Origin of the sequence: Arachidicoccus sp. BS20, from assembly GCF_001659705.1 — a bacterium.
Lineage (GTDB): Bacteria > Bacteroidota > Bacteroidia > Chitinophagales > Chitinophagaceae > Arachidicoccus.
In genome coordinates this window covers 1,346,350-1,370,047 of record NZ_CP015971.1, presented here as the reverse complement: position 1 = coordinate 1,370,047, position 23,698 = coordinate 1,346,350, and the positions used below count along the sequence as shown (strand labels likewise).

General features: G+C 44.0%; 18 protein-coding genes. 14 read left to right on the top strand and 4 right to left on the bottom strand.

The window, feature by feature from the left end; all coding sequences use genetic code 11:
• Positions 1-7: 7 nt before the first annotated feature.
• A complete protein-coding gene (locus A9P82_RS06065; RefSeq protein ID WP_197492254.1) occupies positions 8-3,298 on the bottom strand; it encodes a ligand-binding sensor domain-containing protein in 3,291 nt (1,096 codons plus the stop codon).
• Positions 3,299-3,641: 343 nt separating this feature from the next.
• Between A9P82_RS06065 and A9P82_RS06060 the strand changes: the two genes are divergently transcribed.
• The 14 genes from A9P82_RS06060 (at position 3,642) to A9P82_RS05990 (ending at position 19,864) form a co-directional block, all read left to right on the top strand.
• Positions 3,642-5,036 (top strand): IPT/TIG domain-containing protein, encoded by a 1,395-nt coding sequence (locus tag A9P82_RS06060; RefSeq protein WP_231891214.1) that lies wholly within the window; start codon positions 3,642-3,644, stop codon positions 5,034-5,036.
• Between the two features lie 12 nt (positions 5,037-5,048).
• Positions 5,049-8,144: a SusC/RagA family TonB-linked outer membrane protein gene (locus A9P82_RS06055; protein ID WP_066205394.1), complete on the top strand. Its 3,096-nt coding sequence runs from the start codon at positions 5,049-5,051 to the stop codon at positions 8,142-8,144.
• 104 nt (positions 8,145-8,248) lie between these two features.
• Entirely contained in the window at positions 8,249-10,297 is a 2,049-nt protein-coding gene (locus A9P82_RS06050; protein WP_066209645.1) for a RagB/SusD family nutrient uptake outer membrane protein, read from the top strand.
• Positions 10,298-10,330: 33 nt separating this feature from the next.
• On the top strand, positions 10,331-11,311 hold the full coding sequence (locus A9P82_RS06045; protein WP_066205392.1) for a DUF4973 domain-containing protein: 981 nt from the start codon (positions 10,331-10,333) through the stop codon (positions 11,309-11,311).
• Between the two features lie 229 nt (positions 11,312-11,540).
• Positions 11,541-11,984 (top strand): DUF4488 domain-containing protein, encoded by a 444-nt coding sequence (locus A9P82_RS06040; protein WP_066205391.1) that lies wholly within the window; start codon positions 11,541-11,543, stop codon positions 11,982-11,984.
• A gap of 571 nt (positions 11,985-12,555) precedes the next feature.
• Positions 12,556-15,042, top strand: coding sequence for a glutaminase family protein (locus A9P82_RS06035; protein WP_066205389.1), 2,487 nt, complete (start codon positions 12,556-12,558; stop codon positions 15,040-15,042).
• A gap of 548 nt (positions 15,043-15,590) precedes the next feature.
• Positions 15,591-16,496 (top strand): Rpn family recombination-promoting nuclease/putative transposase, encoded by a 906-nt coding sequence (locus A9P82_RS06030; protein ID WP_066205387.1) that lies wholly within the window; start codon positions 15,591-15,593, stop codon positions 16,494-16,496.
• Positions 16,497-16,508: 12 nt separating this feature from the next.
• Entirely contained in the window at positions 16,509-16,784 is a 276-nt protein-coding gene (locus tag A9P82_RS06025; RefSeq protein ID WP_066205384.1) for an RpnC/YadD family protein, read from the top strand.
• Between the two features lie 12 nt (positions 16,785-16,796).
• The gene (locus A9P82_RS06020) at positions 16,797-17,063 is read left to right on the top strand and encodes a hypothetical protein (protein ID WP_066205371.1); all 267 of its coding nucleotides are present in this window, start codon (positions 16,797-16,799) and stop codon (positions 17,061-17,063) included.
• Between the two features lie 812 nt (positions 17,064-17,875).
• Positions 17,876-18,769, top strand: coding sequence for an Rpn family recombination-promoting nuclease/putative transposase (locus A9P82_RS06010; protein WP_066205381.1), 894 nt, complete (start codon positions 17,876-17,878; stop codon positions 18,767-18,769).
• Between the two features lie 12 nt (positions 18,770-18,781).
• Positions 18,782-19,045 (top strand): RpnC/YadD family protein, encoded by a 264-nt coding sequence (locus A9P82_RS06005; RefSeq protein ID WP_066205379.1) that lies wholly within the window; start codon positions 18,782-18,784, stop codon positions 19,043-19,045.
• Positions 19,046-19,057: 12 nt separating this feature from the next.
• The gene (locus tag A9P82_RS06000) at positions 19,058-19,309 is read left to right on the top strand and encodes an RpnC/YadD family protein (RefSeq protein WP_066205377.1); all 252 of its coding nucleotides are present in this window, start codon (positions 19,058-19,060) and stop codon (positions 19,307-19,309) included.
• Between the two features lie 12 nt (positions 19,310-19,321).
• Positions 19,322-19,585: an RpnC/YadD family protein gene (locus tag A9P82_RS05995; protein ID WP_066205374.1), complete on the top strand. Its 264-nt coding sequence runs from the start codon at positions 19,322-19,324 to the stop codon at positions 19,583-19,585.
• A 12-nt stretch (positions 19,586-19,597) separates the two neighbouring features.
• Complete coding sequence (locus A9P82_RS05990) at positions 19,598-19,864, top strand: hypothetical protein (protein ID WP_066205371.1); 267 nt, start codon at positions 19,598-19,600, stop codon at positions 19,862-19,864.
• Between the two features lie 677 nt (positions 19,865-20,541).
• On the opposite strand, the gene A9P82_RS05980 is transcribed toward A9P82_RS05990, so the two are convergent.
• The 3 genes from A9P82_RS05980 to A9P82_RS05970 all read right to left on the bottom strand — a co-directional run bounded on the left by A9P82_RS05980 (position 20,542) and on the right by A9P82_RS05970 (position 23,567).
• Positions 20,542-21,855 (bottom strand): UDP-glucose dehydrogenase family protein, encoded by a 1,314-nt coding sequence (locus A9P82_RS05980; protein WP_066205367.1) that lies wholly within the window; start codon positions 21,853-21,855, stop codon positions 20,542-20,544.
• Between the two features lie 94 nt (positions 21,856-21,949).
• The gene (locus tag A9P82_RS15620) at positions 21,950-22,129 is read right to left on the bottom strand and encodes a hypothetical protein (protein ID WP_066205364.1); all 180 of its coding nucleotides are present in this window, start codon (positions 22,127-22,129) and stop codon (positions 21,950-21,952) included.
• Between the two features lie 19 nt (positions 22,130-22,148).
• Entirely contained in the window at positions 22,149-23,567 is a 1,419-nt protein-coding gene (locus tag A9P82_RS05970) for an undecaprenyl-phosphate glucose phosphotransferase (RefSeq protein ID WP_066205362.1), read from the bottom strand.
• Positions 23,568-23,698 lie beyond the last annotated feature (131 nt).

Below are 23,698 nucleotides of genomic sequence, written 5' to 3'. Positions count from 1 at the left end.
AGTAACTTCAAAGCCGCTCATCCGCCAGTTCCACTTTGTAAGCATGCGCATCCAAAGGTAATATTAATTGAAAACGGTTATATTTTTCTTCTGCATTTGAGTAGATTAATGTGCCGCCATGCATTTGGGTAAGCGAGTGGGAAACGGACAGCCCGATTCCGGAGCCTTTAACCTGTCTTTTTTTATTCCACCGGAAAAAGGGTTCAAATATTTTTTTATGAAATTCCGGCGGTATAAGTAAACCGTCGTTGTCGATTTGAACGACAAATGCTTTGTTATCAGGCATCAGGGACAGGCTGATAATGATGATAGATTCTGCGTATTTCAGTGCATTGTCCAGTAAATTGTTGATTATTTTGGCTAAGGCGGTTTCGTCCACGGCGGCAAAAATGTCTTCCGCCGGCTTTTGATATATAAGACTGATATGCTTTTGTTCCGCTACCAATTGATACGGTTCAACGAAGGAATTTAACCATTGAGATATTTCCAATGGGGTTAATTCCAGTTTAATCATATCCGTTTCGATTTTTCTGAAGTCAAGTAAATCCTGTGTGAGTACGAGCAGCCGTTTTGTATTGCGTTCCATAAGGTCGAGATAGCTTTCCAGATGCGGGAAATGTTTTTTGGACTCAAGTATTTTATCTACAGGACCTTTGATTAAGGTAAGCGGGGTGCGTATTTCATGCGCTATATGTGTAAAAAAATCGATTTTAGACCGGTATAATTCTTTTTCGTGTTGTAATTTATATAAAGCCACTTCCCGTTGATTTTTGTGAGAATGGTAACGGGTGTACATTAAGATGGCTGTGCCGATTAGCAGGCAGAGAACAATTGCATAAATTACATAAGCGAGTCCGGACTTCCAGAATGGCGGTAAAATTTTGACGGACAATACCTTTTCATTGTTGACCCAATTGCCGCTGCTGTTGGTAGAACGGATACGCAATGTATAGCTGCCCGGCGCTAAATCGGTAAAATAAATGCCCGGAGTATTATTCTGAATGGTTGTCCAGTCGGGTCGCACTTCATCGATTTTATAGGAGAATTGTAAATGCGTGGGAGCGCTGTAGCTTAATGCCGCAAAGTTTAAACTGAAAGTCGATTGCAAGTGATTTAAGGTTACCTGTTTGGCAAACAACAAAGACTTGTTCTGCCCTAAATTGGACGAACCGGCGGATGTTTGCCGATTATAAGTATGTAAATCGGTAAAATACAGCGGCGGCGTGTAATGGCTTGGATTTGCCTGGTATGGGTTGAAGCGGATTAATCCTTTTACGCTGCCGAAGTACATGAGTCCCTCGTTATCCAGATAAACTGACTGATAGTTGAACTGATTGCTCAGAAGCCCGTCATTCTTATCATATACCCGGATATTGTCATTGGAAGCATTAATTTTTACAAGCCCGTTAGAGGTGGAAAGCCACATATTGTTGAGGCTGTCGGGCATTAAGGCATATATGATATTACTTGGAAGCCCGTTTTCGTCGTTAAAAATTTTGACTGTTTTTTTATTCGTTATTCTGAATAATCCGTTTTCGGTGGCAATCCACATTCTGTTTGCTTTGTCTTCTTTTAAATAAAGAATGCGCGTAGTGCGCAGCAGGTTCATTTTTTTATTGGAATGAGCATAAACGGACAGCCGCTGCCAGCTGCCGTTCTCCAAAAAATACACGCCTCTTGTGTGCGTGCCTATCCAGACGTTGCCGGCATGGTCTTCGGTAATTGCCGAGTAAAATTCTTCTAAGGGCAATTCTTTAATGTTTTCAAATGTGCCGCTTTGCGGATAGAAATAATAAAGTCCCACAGAGGTGCAAACCAGTATCTTCCCCGATTTGGTTTTCCAGATGGCATTGATAAAATTACTTTTCAGTTGATTGCTTGCAGCGCCGGCTTGGTAATTATGCAGCAGTTTTCCCGAAATATCCAAAACATCCATGCCGTGGTTGAACGTGCCTGCATATATTTTAGCGCCGTCTACAAGCAGCCCGTGTATATTGGAATGACTTGCTCCGTCCGGTTGCTTCACTAAAATATGCTTAAACTGCATGGTGCTGAAATTAATTTTATTTAACCCTGCGTCTTCCGTTCCTATCCAGAAATTGCCCAAAGAATCTCCGGCGATTTCCCGGACAACATTTCCTGTGAATGAAGCCCGGCGGGACTGAGGGAAAAATCTTTCAAACCGGAAAGTCCGGTAAGGAAGGTAGTTGATGCCGCCAAAGTAGCTTCCTATCCATACGCCGCCCTCTTTGTCCTTGCACAGCGTGTACAACGCATTATCCGAAAGCGCGAAAGGATTTGTATAATTTTTCTGTAAATGAGATTTTACGGTTATGGAAGGAACGGTATCTTTATTCAGAACTATTGTGAATAAGCCGGCTTCTGTTGCAATCCAGTATTCATTGTCCCGGTAATGAAGAATATTTCTCACAAAAATTTCATCCCCGTCCTTTTTACTTTTTAAAAACGAATCTGTAATGGTATGCGATTGGAGGTTCATGCACAGCAATCCGGCGCGGGAACAGCCGATTAATAACCGGTTGTCGTCCGTAGCCAGAAGTGTTTCCACCGCGTTTTTTTTCAATGCCGGAAAACTGTATGAAATTATTTTATCCGAACCGGGATGCAATACCAGCAACGAACCTTGTTCAGTGCCCATCCAGATATCATGGTTCTTTGCTTCCGCAAAACAGGTAATGCTGTATTGACCGTCGAGGGAAACCGTATGAACCGATTTATCGGGAAAATAATTGAGCGCAAAAGCTTCTCCCAAAGGGGAATAAAGCGAAGGAAGTGATATCCGGAATAAATTGCCCGCATCTGCAAACCACAGCCTGCCGAGTGCATCGTCATGTACGGTACGTATATATTTTCCTTTTGTAAAAGGTAAGCCTATAAAACGTTCATAGCGGGCATCATAGAGATAAAGCCCTTTTGCGGTGCCGACCCAAAGCCTTTGCTGCCTGTCCTGAAATAGGCACGTGATAGCCTGGCTGCCTATGGAAAACGGCGTATGCGCATTGGGACGGAAAATTTTAAAAACATTGCCGTCAAAACGGTTCAGTCCGTCCGACGTGCCAAACCACAGAAAACCCTGATAATCCTGAAGGGAGCAGATGACGGAATTATTGGACAGCCCGGCTTCCACTTCATAATGGCGGAAGTTTTCCTGTTGCCCTGTGCTTGTGAGAACAGAAAAAACAAAACACAGGTTTAGGATTATCCTTAATCCCGGTACAACCCGGTTATACTTTTTTCCCGGAAACACAGCGGAGCTTATCAATTTTTTCGTTCTCAAAAAATAAGAATATATGGATGTCTTTTTTGAATATGAAAACATACTACCGTTCATTCTGTTTTTAAATGTATGCATAAATGTAACATGGGCAATCAAAATAATAATTGTTTTTAAAAAGTTAATGAAATGAATCAAATATGCTAAAATTTGAACAAAAATGACTATTCGTTAGTTTTTAAACAATGCAATTTTGTTAAAAATTTTAAAGTACTAACGAGAGTTTGTGTATGAGTATTGTTTATGACTATTCTAATAATAAAAAACCGGAGTGCCGGAAAATAAAAAAAATTAATCATTGTACATTTTTTAAGGTTAAACTATGAATTGTATAAAAAGAATATGGATGTCTCATCTGTGTGTTTTACTCCTCTTGCTGACTACCGGTTTTATAAGTTGTAAAAAAGGCTCAACAGCTACCGACGATTCTCAAGCATACAACCCGTCGGAAGAAGTCGTGGTATCGGATTTCTTCCCGAAAACGGGCGGCAGCGGGCAGCAGTTGGTCATTTACGGGAAAAATTTCGGCGACGACAAGTCCATCGTTTCTGTCAAAATAGGCGGCGTGGACGCTACGGTAATTACGGTGCATGACGATGCGATATACTGTTTGGTCCCCAACAAAGGATACACGGGAGAAATAGAAGTGAATGTTGGAGAGGAAACCAATCAGCAGACTGCCATGGCAAATGAAGCATTCGATTACCAGCGAAGAATGGTGGTAACTACGCTGGCGGGTAAAAAGGATGAAAGAGGCAATTACGATATAAAGGACGGCACTTTTGCCGATTGCGGCGGCTTCCAAAATCCTACTTGGCTGACTTTCGATCCTAAGAACCCCAATTTATTATATATGGGGCAGGACGGCAGCGACATAAGGCTGCTGAATTTCAAAGACAGTACCGTAACCACGCCCATTACAAGAGGCATGGGCGGCTGGAGTCGTATCAGAACCATCGCTTTTACGCTGGATAAAAACTACATGATTATTGCCAATGACCAGGGAGATGTGAATGGCATAAGCACTTCTATATTGTCCCGGGCAAATAATTTTAAAGACCCCCAGGTACTTACCTCATATAGGCAATGCAACGGCGCATCTGTGCACCCCGTAAACGGAGAATTGTATTTTAACAGTTTTGAAAAGGGGCAGTTTTACCGGTTTGACTTGAACCGCTATTTTGAAAACCATGATTTGGGTATCAAAGATTACCAACTGTTATACTTGATTCAGGATAATGGGTGGGAGTTTCAAATCGACATTGCACCCACCGGCGATTACGCCTACATCGTAGTCATTAATCAGAACTATATATTAAGAACCGATTATGACTGGAACAGCAAAACCTTTCTGCAACCCTACGTGGTTTGCGGCGAGGCGAGGGCAGGTAATGCCTGGGTGGACGGCGTAGGCACATCGGCAAGATTGGCCGGTCCCTATCAGGGCGTATTTGTCAAAAATCCCGATTATGCGGGCAAGAAGGATGAGTACGATTTTTACTTTACCGAGCAAAGCAATAATGATATCCGTATCCTCACGCCCGAAGGAAAAGTTACCACTTTTGCCGGCAGGGGCAGCCCAAGCCTTGATAATGATACGAAAGGCTTGGTTGACGGCGGGCTTCGTACGGAGGCAAGATTTTTCACACCGAGAGGTTTAGCTTATGACTCGACAAACCAGGTGTTTTATGTAGGCGATTGCGACAATCATTGTATCCGAAAAATTTCATTAGAAAACTAAAATATTATTGCCATGAAGAAAGCGTTAATAAGGAATGCTTTTACCTGTTGCTTGCTATTATTTACCTGTATAACTGCTTTTTCCCAAGACCGGATGACCGTTACGGGAAAAATTACCGACAGAGAAACCGGAGAGCCTTTGTCAGGGGTAAGTATTTCCGTAATCAATTCTGCCGGATTAGGTACGTTCTCTACAAAAGAAGGTTTATATACCATAAAGGTAGAAGCTTATCGTAAGTTATTATTTTCCTATATCGGTTACGATACCGTAGAAGTACTGGTAAAAGATAAAGATACCGTGAACGTATTGATGAAAAAATCAGAAGCGAAGGCTATAGACGAGGTGGTCGTTACCGGATATACCGCCCAGAAAAAAATTAATGTTACCGGAGCCGTTACATCGGTAGATATGGACGAACTACGGAAATCAGCCGCCACGGCGAGTATCGTCAATACATTAGCCGGAAATGTGCCGGGTATTCTGGCGATGCAGACTTCCGGGCAGCCGGGAAAAGACATATCCAACTTTTGGGTCAGAGGCATAGCCACTTTCGGCGCCAGCAGCAGCGCGCTGGTGCTGGTGGACGGATTTGAAAGGGATATCAATGAAGTAAATATCGATGATATTAAGACCTTTACGGTACTCAAAGACGCCTCTGCCACGGCAATGTACGGCGCTAAGGGCGCAAACGGCGTAATCCTGATAACCACGAAACACGGAACTATCGGTAAAACCAATATCAACGCCAAAGCCGAAGCCGCTTATAATACCCGTACCATTACGCCAAAATTTGTGGATGGGAATACCTATGCCAATCTACTCAATGAAGCGCAGATAACACGGGATAAGCCTGCCATTTACAGCCCGGTTGAGCTGGAAATACTACGATTAGGGCTTGACCCGGATTTGTATCCCAATGTGGACTGGTCTAAAAAGATATTGAAAGACGGGGCAATGACCAAAAACGCGAATCTCAGTTTCAGCGGAGGCGGTACTACGGCTCGTTATTATGTCTCGGGCAGTTACTTAGATGAAGAAGGTATGTATAAAACGGACGATGCAATAAAAAAGGATTATAATACCAATGCCGATTACCAAAAATGGACATACCGGTTAAACACCGATGTGAATGTAACTAAAACGACCATATTAAAATTGGGCGCTGCAGGTTCCTTAATCAAGAGAAACAGCCCGGGACTGGGCGATAACGACGTTTGGGGAGAATTGTTTGGCTATACGCCTATTCGCACGCCGATCTATTATTCAAACGGATATGTGCCGGCGGTAGGCACGGGTAATCAAACGAACCCCTGGGTAGCCGCAACCCAGACCGGGTTTAATGAAACATGGGACAACAATATTCAGACCAATGTAACGCTGGACCAGGATTTTGACTTTCTGCTTAAAGGATTAAAGTTTGAAGGAAGTTTCGGATACGATACCTATAATACCACCACCATAGAACGCCATAAATGGCCCGAACAATGGCAAGCGGAACGATTACGTGATGCGGACGGCAATCTTATTTTTAAACAATGGTCCGACCCTAGCCCACTCACACAGGCAAGCAGTTCTGACGGCAGCCGCAGGGAGTTTCTTATTGCGATGCTGAATTACAGCCATGCTATAAAATATCATAATATCGGCGTCGATGTACGGTATAACCAGGAAAGCAGCACATTTACCCAAAACATAGGGGATGACCTTAAAAAAGGCGTTCCCAAGAAAAACCAGGGGCTTGCAGGGCATGTGTATTACAACTGGAAAAGCCGGTATTATGCGGATTTTAATTTCGGATACACCGGTTCGGAAAACTTTGCGCCCGGGCATCAGTTCGGTTTCTTCCCCGCCGTTTCCGGTGCATGGAATATTGCCGAAGAAGATTTTATAAAGAATAATTTCAAATGGATCAATTTATTTAAAGTCCGTTACTCCTGGGGCAGGGTCGGCAATGATAATCTGGGAGATGACAACAGGTTCCCGTATTTATATACTATAGCCGAAGGGTTAGGCGGTTATCAATGGGCAGAATTCGGACTTGATAAAAACTACGGGGGATTAGGATACTCACAGGTTGCTTCGCCGTATGTTACGTGGGAAATAGCAAAAAAGCAAGATCTAGGATTAGACCTGTCGCTCTGGCACGATAACTTCTCCATGACGCTCGACGCCTTTAAAGAAGAGCGCACCGGCATTTATATGCAAAGAAATTTCCTGCCTAATTACATTGGCTTGACAAGCGCGCCGAGTGCCAATGTTGGCGCCGTCCGCTCCAAAGGTATCGACGGTAATTTTACGGTAAAGCACCAGTTCAACAAAGTAAACGTAACCATGCGCGGCAATATAACCTTAAGCAAAAATGAAGTACTGGACAGGGATGAGGAAGAAAGCGTATATCCTTACCAGTTGCAAAAAGGTTACCGCGTTAATCAGACCAGAGGCTTGATTGCACTGGGACTGTTTAAAGATTATAATGACATTCGCAACAGCCCGACGCAGACATACGGCGATTACCAGCCCGGCGATATTAAATATAAAGACGTCAACGGCGACGGGGTCATCAATGATGACGATATTGTTGCCGTCGGTTCAACCAGTACGCCGAATTTAGTGTACGGCGTGGGCGCTTCGGTCAGCTGGAAAGGATTTGATGTGGACGTATTGTTTCAGGGCGCCGGTAAATCCAGTTTTTTTATCTACGGAAAAACCGTGTATGCATTCAGCGAAGGCGAATGGGGCAATATACTTCAAGGCATGGTTGAACACAGATGGATATCGGCGGATATTTCCGGAGACCCGGCAACAGAAAACCCGGATGCTCCGTATCCAAGGTTAAGTTATAACGGAAATGCCAATAACTATCGTAATTCCACTTACTGGCTGCGCAACGGCGAATACTTAAGGCTCAAACATTTGGAACTCGGCTATACGCTGCCTAAAGAAATGCTCAATAAAATTCATGTGAACAGTATTCGTATCTATTGTATAGGCACTAATTTATTGACCTGGGCGCCTTTCAAATTGTGGGATCCGGAAACGGCAGATCCGAGAGGAGAAACCTATCCTTTGGCTAAGTCAGTTACTTTAGGGCTGACAATCGGTTTATAATAATAAAAAAACAGACAGATGAAATGCCCATAAACCTTTGGCATACACAAAGTGATGACGATTGGCATTCCATGTGGCAATTAAAAAGAAATAAATATAAACAGATGAAAAAAATAACAGCCGTATCCATTTTTATTATGATGGCAACGCTATTCATTTCTTGCAAAAAATATCTTAAGTCCGATCAGTATTTTAAAGACCGGCTGGATTTAGACAAATCATTTAATAATGTAGATTACATCGAAGAATGGTTAGCCAATTCCTATTCCTACCTTACCGGCGTAAATGCCGATGTGGCAAGTAAAGGGTTTGAACCGTTCAACTTTGCCGACGATATTTATTACGGCGACAGAGATGTGGACTATGACCCTACGAATGCCGGTTCTTTATCTTATAACAGGTTCAGCCTCGGCGGCTATCATGAAGGCGAGGTCAATTCCTGGAATCTGTGTTATGAAGGTATCAGAAGCGCCTCCATATTTATACAGAATATTGACGGGTCCACAGTAATAGATGATGAGCAAAAAGCGGACTATAAGGCGCAGGCACGGTTTGTACGCGCATACTATTACTGGCTTCTGTTGAGAAAATACGGTCCTGTACCGATTATTCCCGACGAAGGCGCCGATTACACGAAAAGCTATGATGAGCTCGCTTTTCCAAGAAGCACATACGAGGAATGTGCGGAATATATCGGCAAAGAAATGGTGCTTGCAGCCAAAGACCTGCCCCAAAGCCGCGGGCAATTGGCTATCGCCAGACCAACGCGGGGAGCGGCGTTGGCAACACGCGCAAAAGTATTTTTATATGCAGCCAGTCCCTTAATGAACGGCGGTAAAGTGAGTGCAGATTTTAAAACAAGGCTGGTCGATGATAAAGGCAATCCTTTGCTTTCACTTACCTATGATGAACAAAAGTGGGCAAGAGCTGCCGCGGCGGCAAAGGATGTGATGCAGTTAGGTGTTTATTCCTTATTTGTGGCGCCATACACCAGTTCGGGTACCATAACGCACCCTGCGACAATAGCGCCGCCGTATAATGCCGAATATTCGGATAAACCGTGGCCCGACGGCTGGGCAAACATAGACCCGTTTGAATCTTACCGCAGGTTGTTTGACGGAGAGTTGTCCGCCGCAGAAAACCCGGAACTGATTTTTACGCGGGGACAAAATCAATCCAGCGAAGGTATTAATGTTATGGTTGTGCACCAGTTACCGCGCATAGCTTCCGGCTGGAATACACACGGCATGACGCTGAAACAGTGCGACGCGTATTATATGAACGACGGCTCCGATGCGCCCGGTAAAGATATGGAGTACGGAGAAGGGAACGGCAGTCAAAGAGTTAGTGGTTTCGTGACCGACGAGGATGTCGCTGCCGGGAAATATAAACCGCTGGCAGCCGGCGTCTCTTTACAGTTTGCCAACAGGGAGCCGAGATTTTATGCTTCGGTAGCGTATAACGGCAGCGTGTGGCATCTCACTAATGAATCGCAGGAATACAACAGGGAAAAGCAGGTATTTTATTATCGCGGTTCGGGGAACGGTTATACCAATACCATGTTCTGGCTGAGAACCGGTATCGGCATTATGAAATATGTAAACCCGCAGGATACGTATGAAAACGGGGATTTGAATAAAGTCGTTCCGAAATATGAGCCTGCAATCCGCTATGCGGATATATTGCTGGAATATGCCGAGGCATTAAATGAATTAACCGGTTCATACAATATACCAAGCTGGGACAGCTCTCAGACATATTCCATTTCAAGAAATGTTCCGGAAATGCAAAAAGGAATCAGACCGGTCAGAATCAGGGCGGGACTGCCCGATTTTTCCGATGCCGTATATGCAAGCAATACGCAATTGCGAAAAGCCATTAAGCGTGAACGCCAGATCGAATTGATGGGAGAGCAGGAGCGTTATTACGATTTACGCAGATGGGAAGACGCTTCCACTGAATTGGTTCGTCCTATTTACGGCTATAACGTTTTGATGACCCAGGATCAAAGAGATTTATTCCATCAGCCGGTGGCGGCTTTTGCCCTTCAAAGCACCTTTGCCGACAAAATGTATTTTTGGCCGATTGAGATTGAAGAGTTGAGACGCGACAACCGTCTGACACAAAACCCGGGCTGGCAAACTTATAAATAATTAAAGCTGAACATTAAAAATAAAAAATTACGTATGAAAAAGACAGCTGTAATACTTACCCTGCTGCTGATTACCGGAAGTACAGCCTGCAATAAAGACTGGACAGCCGAGCAATATGAGCAATATGTCTCCTTCAAGGCTCCTCTGGACGGAGACGGCGTAACACCCATTCATATCCGGTACAAGCCGGACGGACTGGTTAATTATGAACTGCCGGTAATCGTCAGCGGTACAACCAATAATAAGAATGACCTTCAGGTACATATCGGGCTTGATCCCGATACGCTGCGGGCTTTTAACGACGCGAATTTTCAAAACCGGACAGACCTTTATTATAAACAGTTGTCGCAGCAGTATTATACTATTCCCGATACGGTAATTTCCATTAAAAAGAATGAGAACACCGATACTGCCACTATCGGGTTTACACTTAAAAATATTGATTTGGCAGATAAATGGATGCTGCCACTTACGATAGAACCGTCAGGGGGATATACTCCCAACCCGAGAAGAAATTACTCAAAAGCATTATTGAGAATTGTGCCGTTTAATGATTATTCGGGAGAATACAGCGGTACGGCTCTGAAGATTTACCTGAAAGGAGAAGAAAACGGCGCGGCGATAGTAAGCAGTACGATACAAACTTATGTTGTTGACGAAAATACAGTCTTCTTCTATGCCGGTACCGTAGATGAAAATAAAACCGACAGAAGAGATTATAAAATTTATGCAAAGTTTGATACCACTACAAGAGAAGTTGTGCTTACTTCGGACAATCCCGATATGAATTTTCACGTAAATCAAACGGTTAATTATTCCGTTGAAGAAATTCCGGATGAAATTCTGCCGTATCTTGTGCACAGGTATGTTACCATCAATAATATTGATTACAACTATACCGATTATACCTCTGTGGCAAATGCCACTATTGACTATACCGTACGCGGTTCACTAATCATGGAAAGAAAAATCAATACACAGATACCGGATGAAGACCAGGCAATTCAGTGGTAAAACGAGTGTCTGCAAGCGTAATAAATTGATTTAACGTAAAAAAATTAATTAATAAGCCATGAAATGCCCATATACCTTTGGCATACTCAAAGCGATGCATTATTTTGAGGTATTACTCGCGGCATTTTTATTTTATAGGATGGAGTTCGTGACACGAGAGCTTGCTCGAACTGAGCGAAGCTAATCTTCGATTTCCATCTGACAGATAAAAACATGAAAAAGTAAACAGATGAAAAGATTAGTAATTCACGGATTTCTGCTGCTCGCTTCCGTAACATACGGTTATAATGCCGGTGCGCAAAAAATAAAAATAAGCGCCAAAAATTTTGAAGGCATGTGGCAGGTAAGTATGCAGAAAAATATGCTGAAAGGCATCAACGGTACCAATGACAAATTTACACCGCCGAGAAACAGAGATTTTAAAGTATTTGATGCAAACGGAAATTTCATGCATTTTTTTTATATGAATGACCGCTACGTGCAGCTTTCGAGAGGAAAGATTAAAATTACCTCAGACTCAACTTACACGGAAGAATTAGACAAACATATAGGAGTACCGCCTTCCGTAAAAGAAGGCCATGTAGTTTTTAAATTTTTAGACGACGACACTTTCCTGATGAATTGGACATTGAACGGCGCAAACGGAGAGGAAATATATGAACGTGTAAAATAGGATAACTAAAGCAAACAATAATCAAAAATATCATCATCTAAATCACTTTTTAATGAGTAAATTTTTTGTCAGATTACCCGTCGTCGTTGCATTATTTCTTTTATTGTCCGTAATCATCACGTATGACTCCGGAGGAGCCAAATGTTTATAGCGGTACAATGATTTTATATAAACCTGCGACCCCGAAGAACAATGTCATTAAGTTAAGTTGTGTGAAGCGTCCTCGCTTCACACGATTATTCTACTGCCTCATGGCAATTTTCGGCAAGAGCCGACAGAATAATGATGTGCGGCGAGGACACCGCACATAGCAAACGTAAACATTTCTTAACTTAATGATATTGCCCGAAGGGGTCGAACGTAAAAAATACTCGAAATATCATTTAAAATATTATCATTTTGTTGAAAGAAAGCATTTAGCAAAACTATTTTAAACAGGTTCAATGTTATTCAATTATCAAAATCCGTTTATAACGGGAGTTTTAAATTAACAAGGGCGTAAGCTATTTGCAATTCGCCGGTTGTACAATCATTCATCTATTTATCATTACATAATCTATTAACAAATCTAATGACACACGTATTTTTTCCGGCAATTAAGAGAGCCAGGTTTTTATTGTTTGCTGCGGCATTGCTCTCTGTCAAAGTAAACGCGCAGCAAATTGCACCGTCGTATCCTTTGATTACGCACGATACGTATTTCAGTATTTGGTCTGCCACGGATAAGCTGAACGCATCAGTCACAAAGCATTGGACAGGAGCCAATCAATCTTTAATAGGAATCATCAAAGTGGATAACCAATACTACCGGTTTTTAGGAAAGCAGGCAGATGCGTATAAAAGTATTTTGCCCGCGGCAGATGAAAGCAATTATACCGTAAAATATACCGAACAGCAACCCGATAATAATTGGACTTCGGTAAAATATAACGATAACGGCTGGAAGTCAGGCGCAGCGCCGTTCAGCGACAATCAATCAGAAGCGAAAACGCTTTGGGCATCCAAAGATATATGGATGCGGCGGGTGTTTGAAATAACGAATCCTAATCTTGATAACCTATTATTGAAAATATATTATGACGATAATGTAGAAGTTTATTTGAACGGGCAAGATATTTATCACACAACCGGGTGGACCAATAAATTTGTTTTTCTTGATTTGAATAATGCTATAAAAAAGAACCTGAAAAAAGGTAAGAACGTCTTGGCGATTCATTGTGCAAATACGGCAGGCGGCGCTTATCTCGATGCAGGAATCGTGCAAAAAATCATATCTGCCGACAAGAAAAAAATTCGGCTTGCTTCACAAAAAGCTGTCTGCTTAACGGCGACGCAAACGAAGTATGATTTTACCGCGGGAGGGGTTGATTTGCAAGTGAAATTCATTTCGCCATTGTTGCTGAGCGATTTGAATCTTGTATCACGCCCTGTTTCTTATGTAACTTTTAATGCAACATCCAACGACGGCAAAACGCACGATGTGCAGGTTTATTTCGGCGCCTCATCGGACGTTGCGGTTAATACATCAAAGCAGGAAGTCGCTGCATCTGTTGCCAATACAAGCAATTTAAAATTGCTGAAAACAGGCACAACATCACAGCCCGTACTGCAAAAGAAAGGTGACGATCTGAGAATCGACTGGGGGTATTTTTATGTAGGCGCACCCAATGATAATACAACGCAGCAATTCATCACATCTTCCGAAACAAGCGGTATTGCTGCATTTCTGAATAACAAAGTTCAATCAACCGGTTCTGTCAAAGGAAACAGCCTCGAACTGAACACCGTTTTAAATCTCGGAAAAGTTTCATCTTCATCCAAAGAAAAATTTATCGAGCTCGGTTATGATGAACAATACATGGTTCAGTATTTTCATCACAACCTGCGCCCCTGGTGGAACAAAGACGGCAACAGCTCCATTGAACAGCAATTGGAAACCGCTTATAACGATTATAATTCGGTGGTAGAAAAATGTAACGCTTTCGATAAGCAAATGTATCAGGAAGCCGTTGCCGCAGGCGGCGAAGATTATGCAAAGCTGTGCGATTTGGCATACAGGCAAAGCGTTGCCGCACATGCGTTGGTGCAAAGCCCCAAAGGAGAAATTTTGTTTTTATCCAAAGAAAATTTCAGCAACGGTTCTATCAACACGGTGGATATAACTTATCCTTCCGCACCGATGTATTTAATGTACAACCCCGATTTACTCAAAGGAATGCTCAACGGCATTTATGAATACAGCGAAAGCGGCAAGTGGCAAAAGCCTTTCCCTGCGCACGATTTAGGTACTTATCCGTTGGCAAACGGACAAACTTACGGGGAAGATATGCCGGTGGAAGAAGCAGGCAATGTAGTCATTGCTACGGCTGCTATTGCAAAAGCCGAAGGTAATGCGAACTACGCAAAACAACATTGGAAAGAACTGAGCATTTGGGTGGATTATTTATCTAAAGCAGGACTTGACCCTACCAACCAATTATGCACGGATGACTTTGCAGGACACCTGGCACGCAACGCAAACCTTTCAGTGAAAGCCATCGTTGCCATCGGCGCCTATGGTATGATGGCAGATATGCTGGGACAAAAAGATACTGCCGAAAAATATATTGCCATGGCAAAAGACTTTGCACAAAAATGGATGCAGCTTGCCGATGCAGGCGACCATTATGCCCTTACGTTCAACGATAAAAATACCTGGAGCCAGAAGTATAATCTGGTTTGGGATAAAGTGCTGCATCTGAATATTTTCCCGCAAAGTGTTTATGAAAAGGAAGTGAAATATTATCTCACGAAGCAGAACAAATACGGTCTTCCTTTAGACAGCAGAAAAACTTATACAAAATCCGACTGGATTATGTGGACGGCAACGCTGGCGAATGATAAAGCAACGTTTGAAAAATTTGTAACGCCTGTTTACAAGTACGCAACCGAAACGCCGACCCGTGTGCCTTTGAGCGACTGGCACGAAACAACAGACGGTAAGCAAGTGGGCTTTCAGGCAAGAAGCGTCGTGGGGGGATACTTTATGAAAATGCTCGACGAAAAATTGAATAAATAAATACTGTTAATCTCATCGCTGTGATCGGTATCGTTGGTCGGGATTGTAAATCCCGACCACAGCGCTTCGGATTTCTTCTCCGCATGGTCTCCATTCATGGCTTGCGCGTTTGCTAAGGGGCTTTGCGGTTGTTGGCTTTGATTGCGCAAAGTTCCCTGCGGGGAAATGCGCGGCGAAGACGCCGCGCATAGCGTCGCTTAACTTTCTTCTCCGCATCGTTTCCTTTCATGGCTTGCGCGTTTGCTAATGGACTTTACGGTTGTAGGCATACATTGCGCAAAGTCCCCTGCGGGAGACTGTGCGGAAAATGCGCGGGGAAGACGCCGCGCATAGCGTCGCTTAACTTTCTTCTCCGTATGGTCTTCTTTCATGGCTTGCGCGTTTGCTAATGGACTTTACGGTTGTTGGCTTACATTGCGCAAAGTTCCCTGCGGGAGACCGTGCGGGGAAATAAAAAAATAAAATTACCTTTTGGCTATTAACTACCCTCCATTAACCATTAACTGTTTGATTATAGCTATCTTTGTTTGCAGGCAATTTCAACAGACATGGACAAACCCAAATATATAGACCTTCGCGCTGATTTCGCTTTTAAACGGACTTTCGGAACAGATGCCAATAAAGACCTTTTGATAGCTTTCCTTAATGAGTTGTTTCGGGGACGGAAAGTTATTCAGGATATTTACTACAACAAGAACGAACACGTAGGCGATACGGAAGAAACGGGCGGTGTAATTTTTGACCTTACCTGCACGGCAGACAACGGCGAACAATTCATTATAGAGGTGCAGCGCAGCTCGCAGCTTAATTTCAAGCGGCGGATGCTGTATTACGGCAGCAAGCTGATTGCCGACCAGGCGCCCAAGGGCAGCCGCAAAAAGTGGGACTACAAGATAAGCGAAGTATATGTGATTGCACTGATGGACGGTTTCCCGATGCCCGGCAGCGAACGAACCACCAAATATTTTCACGACGTTTGCCTCTGCGACCGGGAAACCGGCAAAGTTTTTTACGAGCATTTAGGATTTTTCTATATAGAATTGATTAATTTTACAAAGGAAGAACCGGAGTTGAAAACAGATTTGGACGGGTGGCTCTTCGTATTGAAAAATATGAGCAAATTGGATAAGATACCTTTGTACCTGCGCAAGCCGGTATTCGAGAAATTGTTCAACATTGCCGAATACAGTAAATTAAACAAGGAGGAAAAAATTATGTACGATACAAGTTTAAAACGCAAATGGGACAACGAAGCGGTGATGGAATATGCCCGCCGGGAGAGCAAAGCCGAAGGCAAAGCAGAAGGTATAGCAGAAGGTATGGAAAAAGGCAAAGCGGAAGTGGTTCGCAACCTTATCATCAAACTTGGCTTTACCGATGCACAAGCTGCCGATGTAGCAGAAGTATCTCTTGACTTTGTAAAGAAGGTACGCGCTTCCCTAAAAGAAGAATAAGAGGAAAAAATTATGTACGATACAAGTTTAAAACGCAAATGGGATAACGAAGCGGTGATGGAATATGCCCGCCGGGAGAGCAAAGCCGAAGGCAAAGCAGAAGGTATAGCAGAAGGTATAGCAGAAGGTATAGCAGAAGGTATGGAAAAGGGCATGGAAAAAGGCAAAGCGGAAGTGGTTCGCAACCTTATCATCAAACTTGGCTTTACCGATGCACAAGCTGCCGATGTAGCTGAAGTATCTCTTGACTTTGTAAAGAAGGTACGCGCTTCCCTAAAAGAAGAATAAGAGGAAAAACTTATGTACGATACAAGTTTAAAACGCAAATGGGACTGGGAAGCTGCTTTGGAATATGCCTGGAAAGAAGGCTATGAGGAAGGTTTAGCGATAGCGAAAGGAGAAATTGAAGATAAAGAAAAAAATGAAATTGTCCATAAACTCGAGGATAAAGATAAAATTGTTCATAAACTTATTACGATAGGACCGGCTGATGAAGAAGTTGCCAAATATGCCGGAGTTTCAAAGTATTTTGTAAAAAAAGTACGCGCTTCACTAAAAAAGAAATAATAATTTTAATAAATTAGTTTGCAAAAGGCTTCTTTAGGGAAGCCTTTATTTTTTTTCTCCGCATGGTCTTCTTTCATGGCTTGCGCGTTTGCTAAGGGGCTTTACGGTTGTTGGCTTGCATTGCGCAAAGTCCCCTGCGGGAGACCGTGCGGAAAATGCGCGGCGAAGACGCCGCGCATAGCGTCGCTTAACTTTCTTTTCCGCATGGTCTTCTTTCATGGCTTGCGCGTTTGCTAAGGGGCTTTGCGGTTGTTGGCTTACATTGCGCAAAGTCCCCTGCGGGGAAATGCGCGGCGAAGACGCCGCGCATAGCGTCGCTTAACTTTCTTCTCCGCATCGTTTCCTTTCATGGCTTGCGCGTTTGCTAAAGGGCTTTGCGGTTGCTGGCTTACATTGCGCAAAGTCCCCTGCGGGAGACTGTGCGGGGAAATGCGTGGCGAAGATGCCGCGCATAGCGTCCCTTAACTTTCTTCTCCGCATGGTCTCCTTTCATGGCTTGCGCGTTTGCTAATGGACTTTACGGTTGTAGGCATACATTGCGCAAAGTCCCCTGCGGGAGACTGTGCGGAAAATGCGCGGGGAAGACGCCGCGCATAGCGTCGCTTAACTTTTTTCTCCGCATGGTCTTCTTTCATGGCTTGCGCGTTTGCTAATGGACTTTACGGTTGTTGGCTTACATTGCGCAAAGTTCCCTGCGGGAGACCGTGCGGGGAAATAAAAAAATAAAATTACCTTTTGGCTATTAACTACCCTCCATTAACCATTAACTGTTTGATTATAGCTATCTTTGTTTGCAGGCAATTTCAACAGACATGGACAAACCCAAATATATAGACCTTCGCGCTGATTTCGCTTTTAAACGGACTTTCGGAACAGATGCCAATAAAGACCTTTTGATAGCTTTCCTTAATGAGTTGTTTCGGGGACGGAAAGTTATTCAGGATATTTACTACAACAAGAACGAACACGTAGGCGATACGGAAGAAACGGGCGGTGTAATTTTTGACCTTACCTGCACGGCAGACAACGGCGAACAATTCATTATAGAGGTGCAGCGCAGCTCGCAGCTTAATTTCAAGCGGCGGATGCTGTATTACGGCAGCAAGCTGATTGCCGACCAGGCGCCCAAAGGCAGCCGCAAAAAGTGGGACTACAAGATAAGCGAAGTATATGTGATTGCACTGATGGACGGTTTCCCGATGCCCGGCAGCGAACGAACCACCAAATATTTTCACGACGTTTGCCTCTGCGACCGGGAAACCGGCAAAGTTTTTTACGAGCATTTAGGATTTTTCTATATAGAATTGATTAATTTTACAAAGGAAGAACCGGAGTTGAAAACAGATTTGGACGGGTGGCTCTTCGTATTGAAAAATATGAGCAAATTGGATAAGATACCTTTGTACCTGCGCAAGCCGGTATTCGAGAAACTGTTCAACATTGCAGAATACAGTAAATTAAACAAGGAGGAAAAAATTATGTACGATACAAGTTTAAAACGCAAATGGGACAACGAAGCGGTAATGGAATATGCCCGCCGGGAGAGCAAAGCAGAAGGTATAGCAGAAGGTATGGAAAAGGGCAAAGCGGAAGTGGTTCGTAACCTTATCATCAAACTTGGCTTTACCGATGCACAAGCTGCCGATGTAGCAGAAGTATCTCTTGACTTTGTAAAGAAGGTACGCGCTTCCCTAAAAGAAGAATAAGAGGAAAAAATTATGTACGATACAAGTTTAAAACGCAAATGGGACAACGAAGCGGTGATGGAATATGCCCGCCGGGAGAGCAAAGCCGAAGGCAAAGCAGAAGGTATAGCAGAAGGTATGGAAAAGGGCATGGAAAAGGGCAAAGCTGAAGGCAAAGCGGAAGTGGTTCGCAACCTTATCATCAAACTTGGCTTTACCGATGCACAAGCTGCCGATGTAGCAGAAGTATCTCTTGACTTTGTAAAGAAGGTACGCGCTTCCCTAAAAGAAGAATAAGAGGAAAAAATTATGTACGATACAAGTTTAAAACGCAAATGGGACAACGAAGCGGTAATGGAATATGCCCGCCGGGAGAGCAAAGCAGAAGGCAAAGCAGAAGGTATAGCAGAAGGTATGGAAAAGGGCATGGAAAAAGGCAAAGCGGAAGTGGTTCGCAACCTTATCATCAAACTTGGCTTTACCGATGCACAAGCTGCCGATGTAGCAGAAGTATCTCTTGACTTTGTAAAGAAGGTACGCGCTTCCCTAAAAGAAGAATAAGAGGAAAAAATTATGTACGATACAAGTTTAAAACGCAAATGGGATAACGAAGCGGTGATGGAATATGCCCGCCGGGAGAGCAAAGCAGAAGGTATAGCAGAAGGTATAGCAGAAGGTATAGCAGAAGGTATGGAAAAGGGCATGGAAAAAGGCAAAGCGGAAGTGGTTCGCAACCTTATCATCAAACTTGGCTTTACCGATGCACAAGCTGCCGATGTAGCTGAAGTATCTCTTGACTTTGTAAAGAAGGTACGCGCTTCCCTAAAAGAAGAATAAGAGGAAAAACTTATGTACGATACAAGTTTAAAACGCAAATGGGACTGGGAAGCTGCTTTGGAATATGCCTGGAAAGAAGGCTATGAGGAAGGTTTAGCGATAGCGAAAGGAGAAATTGAAGATAAAGAAAAAAATGAAATTGTCCATAAACTCGAGGATAAAGATAAAATTGTTCATAAACTTATTACGATAGGACCGGCTGATGAAGAAGTTGCCAAATATGCCGGAGTTTCAAAGTATTTTGTAAAAAAAGTACGCGCTTCACTAAAAAAGAAATAATAATTTTAATAAATTAGTTTGCAAAAGGCTTCTTTAGGGAAGCCTTTATTTTTTTTCTCCGCATGGTCTTCTTTCATGGCTTGCGCGTTTGCTAAGGGGCTTTACGGTTGTTGGCTTGCATTGCGCAAAGTCCCCTGCGGGAGACCGTGCGGAAAATGCGCGGCGAAGACGCCGCGCATAGCGTCGCTTAACTTTCTTTTCCGCATGGTCTTCTTTCATGGCTTGCGCGTTTGCTAAGGGGCTTTGCGGTTGTTGGCTTACATTGCGCAAAGTCCCCTGCGGGGAAATGCGCGGCGAAGACGCCGCGCATAGCGTCGCTTAACTTTCTTCTCCGCATCGTTTCCTTTCATGGCTTGCGCGTTTGCTAAAGGGCTTTGCGGTTGCTGGCTTACATTGCGCAAAGCCCGCTGCGGGGAAATGCGCGGCGAAGACACCGCACATAGCGTTCCTTAACTTTTTTCTCCGCATGGTCTTCTTTCATGGCTTGCGCGTTTGCTAATGGACTTTACGGTTGTTGGCTTGCATTGCGCAAAGTCCCCTGCGGGAGACTGTGCGGGGAAATAATCTCTTTAATTATATTTCCGTGAGAAAGAAAAAGATACCCGCTGCAAAACCGGCAGCGGGTATCTTTTTCAAAAAGGCTTTAACAAGCGCCTTGCTTATGTGCGGTTGATGCCTTACTTTCCTATTCCGTAATATACAAAGCCCTCTTTGTGCAGCAGTACATCGTCATAGATGTTGCGTCCGTCAAATACGACGGCTGTTTGCATGGCAGCTTTGATATGTTTCCAGTCGGGCAGGCGGAACTCGTTCCATTCCGTCAGCAGGGCAATGGCGCTTGCCCCTTCGATGGTTTGATATACATCGTTGCACCAGGTGATGCTGTCGCCAAGTACTTTTTGGGCTTCTTCCATGGCAACCGGGTCAAATGCTTTAACCGTAGCGCCTGCAGCAAGCAGTTCGTCTATCAGCTCAAGCGATGGCGCTTCACGCATATCATCCGTATTCGGCTTAAAGGCAAGTCCCCATACGGCAATGGTCTTACCCTTCAGGTCGTTGTCGAAATGGCGGCTTATTTTCTTAAACAGAATTTTCTTCTGCCGGTTATTGATGTCTTCAACAGCCTCTAATAATTGAAGCCGGTAGCCGTTTTCTTTCCCTATGTTGACCAACGCCTTGACATCTTTCGGAAAGCAGGATCCGCCGTAGCCGACACCCGCATAAAGAAATTTTTTGCCGATACGGGGGTCTGCCCCTATGCCCGCACGTACATGGTTGACGTCTGCCCCCACGATTTCACAGAGGTTGGCAATATCGTTCATAAACGAAATACGGGTCGCCAGCATAGAGTTAGCGGCATATTTGGTCATTTCTGCCGAGGCAATGTCCATATACAGGATACGGTAGCCGTTGAGCAAAAACGGTTTGTACAGGGTGTCGATGGTCTCTTGCGCGCGGGGGCTGTCCACACCTACGACAATCCTGTCCGGGCTCATAAAGTCTTTGATGGCTGCGCCTTCTTTCAGAAACTCCGGGTTAGAAACCACGTCGAACGGTATGTCGGCGCCTCTTTCCTGCAGCGCTTCTTTAATGGCGCCGCGTACTTTCTCCGAAGAGCCCACCGGAACGGTGCTCTTCGTAATCACAATCGCGTAGCCGGTCAGGTATTTCCCCACATCTTTAGCCGCGCTCAGCACATAGCGCATATCGGCGCTGCCGTCTTCGCCCGGCGGCGTGCCCACGGCAATAAATATCGCTTCCGCGCCCGCAATATTATCCGCAAGGGAGGTGCTGAAGCTCAGTCGTCCGTTTTGTACGTTATGTTTTACAATATCGTCTAAGCCCGGTTCATAAATAGGTAAAATTCCTTTGTGTAAGTTGGCAACTTTTTTCGTGTCTATATCTATGCAGCAGACTTCAATGCCAACATCCGAGAGGCATGCGCCTGTTACAAGTCCCACATAGCCGGTACCAATTACGATTACTTTCATCTGTTTATTTTTTATTGTTTTTTAATGGTAAGATGGAATGAGCCAAAATAATTATCACTTTGTGTATGTAAAATCCTTACGGGCATTTCATCTATTATATTTTTTGTTTAAAATGTACGGCAGGCAAATGTATATAATTTATTGCTTCGCGTTTATCCTGCTGTCTTGCTTCTCTGACGGAACAGCCGCCGCCAACCCACAACCAATAACTGATAACCAATAACTGATAACCAATAACGGACAACCAATACCCAACAATATCCCAATATCTCAATATCTCAATATCCCAATAACTAATACGCCTTTTCTTCCCCCTTCGCGGTATTCCACACCGTAAGAAAAATGATTTTTAAATCCAGGAAAAACGACCAGTTCTCTAAGTAGTCTATATCGTACTGCACCCTCTTTTTCATTTCTTCGGGCGTCTTCGTTTCGCCGCGGCAGCCGTTTACCTGCGCCCAGCCGGTAATGCCGGGTTTCAGCAGGTGCCGCACCATGTAATTGTCCATCAGGTTCTTGTATTTTTTGGTATGCGCCAGCATATGTGGTCGCGGACCCACTATCGACATATCGCCGGTTAGTACATTCCAGAATTGCGGCAGCTCGTCAATGCTCGTTTTACGGATGAAGGCGCCTATCTTGGTCAGCCGTTTATCATCCTTCGTCGCTTGCAGACCGGTATGGGCATCCTTGTTTTTCCGCATGCTGCGGAACTTATAGCATTTGAAAGGCTTATTGTCCTTGCCCGACCTTAACTGCACAAACACCGCGGGTCCCCTCGATTCCAGCATGATCAGCAGCGCCATTATCGGGTACAGCCAGCTTAAGATAAATATAAGCACAAATAGGGAGAATGCAATATCGAACAGGCGTTTTACCTGCCGGTTAAGGCTGTCCTCCAGTGGCTCTTCCCGTATGGTCATCACGGGCAGTTCGCCTATTTTGGAATAGACCTTTCCCGGTCGCTGGATGATGTCCTCATAATCCAGCAGGAACTTTACCCGTATCATTTGCTTGTCGGCTTCCTTCATCAGCCGGCTGACGTTCTCTGCCGAAACCTCGCGGATGGAACAGAACACCTCGTGCACCCGGTTGGTGCGTATAAAGTCAATGCAGTTGAATACGTCCCCCTTATACAGGCTGTGCGACGGATGCCCGTTCCTCGGAAAATCCGACTGGCTGAAGATGCCCATCACATTATAATGATGAACCACGTTCACATCTGTAATGGCATTATACATTCTTTCGGCAACCTGTTTGTTGCCGATAACCACGATGTTAAGGTTCGGCTTTATTTTTTTACGCAGTTTCTTGCGCAGCCCTAACATGAATACCCGCAGGAAAACCAAAGCCAGGGCAAAGAACAGGCTGCTCAGCAAAAACAGGAAGAAATAAAAATGTCCCCGGTGCTGTGTCCTCATGGCGATGAGGAGCAGGAAAACGCAGGTACAGGTAATATAGGTAGTGTATATCCGGTAAGAATTGCGCATAATCACGGTGGAATCCATGGTGGAAAAATCATCATAGACTCTCCGCATGACCGTTAGTGTTACCCACATGAAATTAAAAAAGATGAACAGGGTCAGAAAGTTAATCGACACAATGGAATCCGCCCCTTTGAGCAGCAGGAAAGAAGCAAGCAAAGAAATGTTCAACGCTATAATGTCGAAAACGAGCATATAGGTCTGGAGTCTGGTAAAAAATTTCTGCATAGGTATAATACAATTTTTTAATAGCGCTGCAAATACAACATAAGTCTTCTACAGTGAAACCGGTTGCCGCCCTGTGAATAAAAATGTCCACCTGTTGTTTGTTGCCGGGGTTAATCTGTTAAGGGAGCCTC

Bases quoted from the DNA above. Each gene is read 5' to 3' on its own strand.
- A9P82_RS06040 (WP_066205391.1), top strand. From the start codon at position 11,541: ATGAAAAGATTAGTAATTCACGGATTTCTGCTGCTCGCTTCCGTAACA.
- A9P82_RS05980 (WP_066205367.1), bottom strand. From the start codon at position 21,855: ATGAAAGTAATCGTAATTGGTACCGGCTATGTGGGACTTGTAACAGGC.
- A9P82_RS06050 (WP_066209645.1), top strand. From the start codon at position 8,249: ATGAAAAAAATAACAGCCGTATCCATTTTTATTATGATGGCAACGCTA.
- A9P82_RS06005 (WP_066205379.1), top strand. From the start codon at position 18,782: ATGTACGATACAAGTTTAAAACGCAAATGGGACAACGAAGCGGTGATG.
- A9P82_RS06060 (WP_231891214.1), top strand. From the start codon at position 3,642: ATGTCTCATCTGTGTGTTTTACTCCTCTTGCTGACTACCGGTTTTATA.
- A9P82_RS05970 (WP_066205362.1), bottom strand. From the start codon at position 23,567: ATGCAGAAATTTTTTACCAGACTCCAGACCTATATGCTCGTTTTCGAC.
- A9P82_RS06055 (WP_066205394.1), top strand. From the start codon at position 5,049: ATGAAGAAAGCGTTAATAAGGAATGCTTTTACCTGTTGCTTGCTATTA.
- A9P82_RS05990 (WP_066205371.1), top strand. From the start codon at position 19,598: ATGTACGATACAAGTTTAAAACGCAAATGGGACTGGGAAGCTGCTTTG.
- A9P82_RS06045 (WP_066205392.1), top strand. From the start codon at position 10,331: ATGAAAAAGACAGCTGTAATACTTACCCTGCTGCTGATTACCGGAAGT.
- A9P82_RS06010 (WP_066205381.1), top strand. From the start codon at position 17,876: ATGGACAAACCCAAATATATAGACCTTCGCGCTGATTTCGCTTTTAAA.
- A9P82_RS05995 (WP_066205374.1), top strand. From the start codon at position 19,322: ATGTACGATACAAGTTTAAAACGCAAATGGGATAACGAAGCGGTGATG.
- A9P82_RS06030 (WP_066205387.1), top strand. From the start codon at position 15,591: ATGGACAAACCCAAATATATAGACCTTCGCGCTGATTTCGCTTTTAAA.
- A9P82_RS06025 (WP_066205384.1), top strand. From the start codon at position 16,509: ATGTACGATACAAGTTTAAAACGCAAATGGGATAACGAAGCGGTGATG.
- A9P82_RS06020 (WP_066205371.1), top strand. From the start codon at position 16,797: ATGTACGATACAAGTTTAAAACGCAAATGGGACTGGGAAGCTGCTTTG.
- A9P82_RS06035 (WP_066205389.1), top strand. From the start codon at position 12,556: ATGACACACGTATTTTTTCCGGCAATTAAGAGAGCCAGGTTTTTATTG.
- A9P82_RS06000 (WP_066205377.1), top strand. From the start codon at position 19,058: ATGTACGATACAAGTTTAAAACGCAAATGGGACAACGAAGCGGTAATG.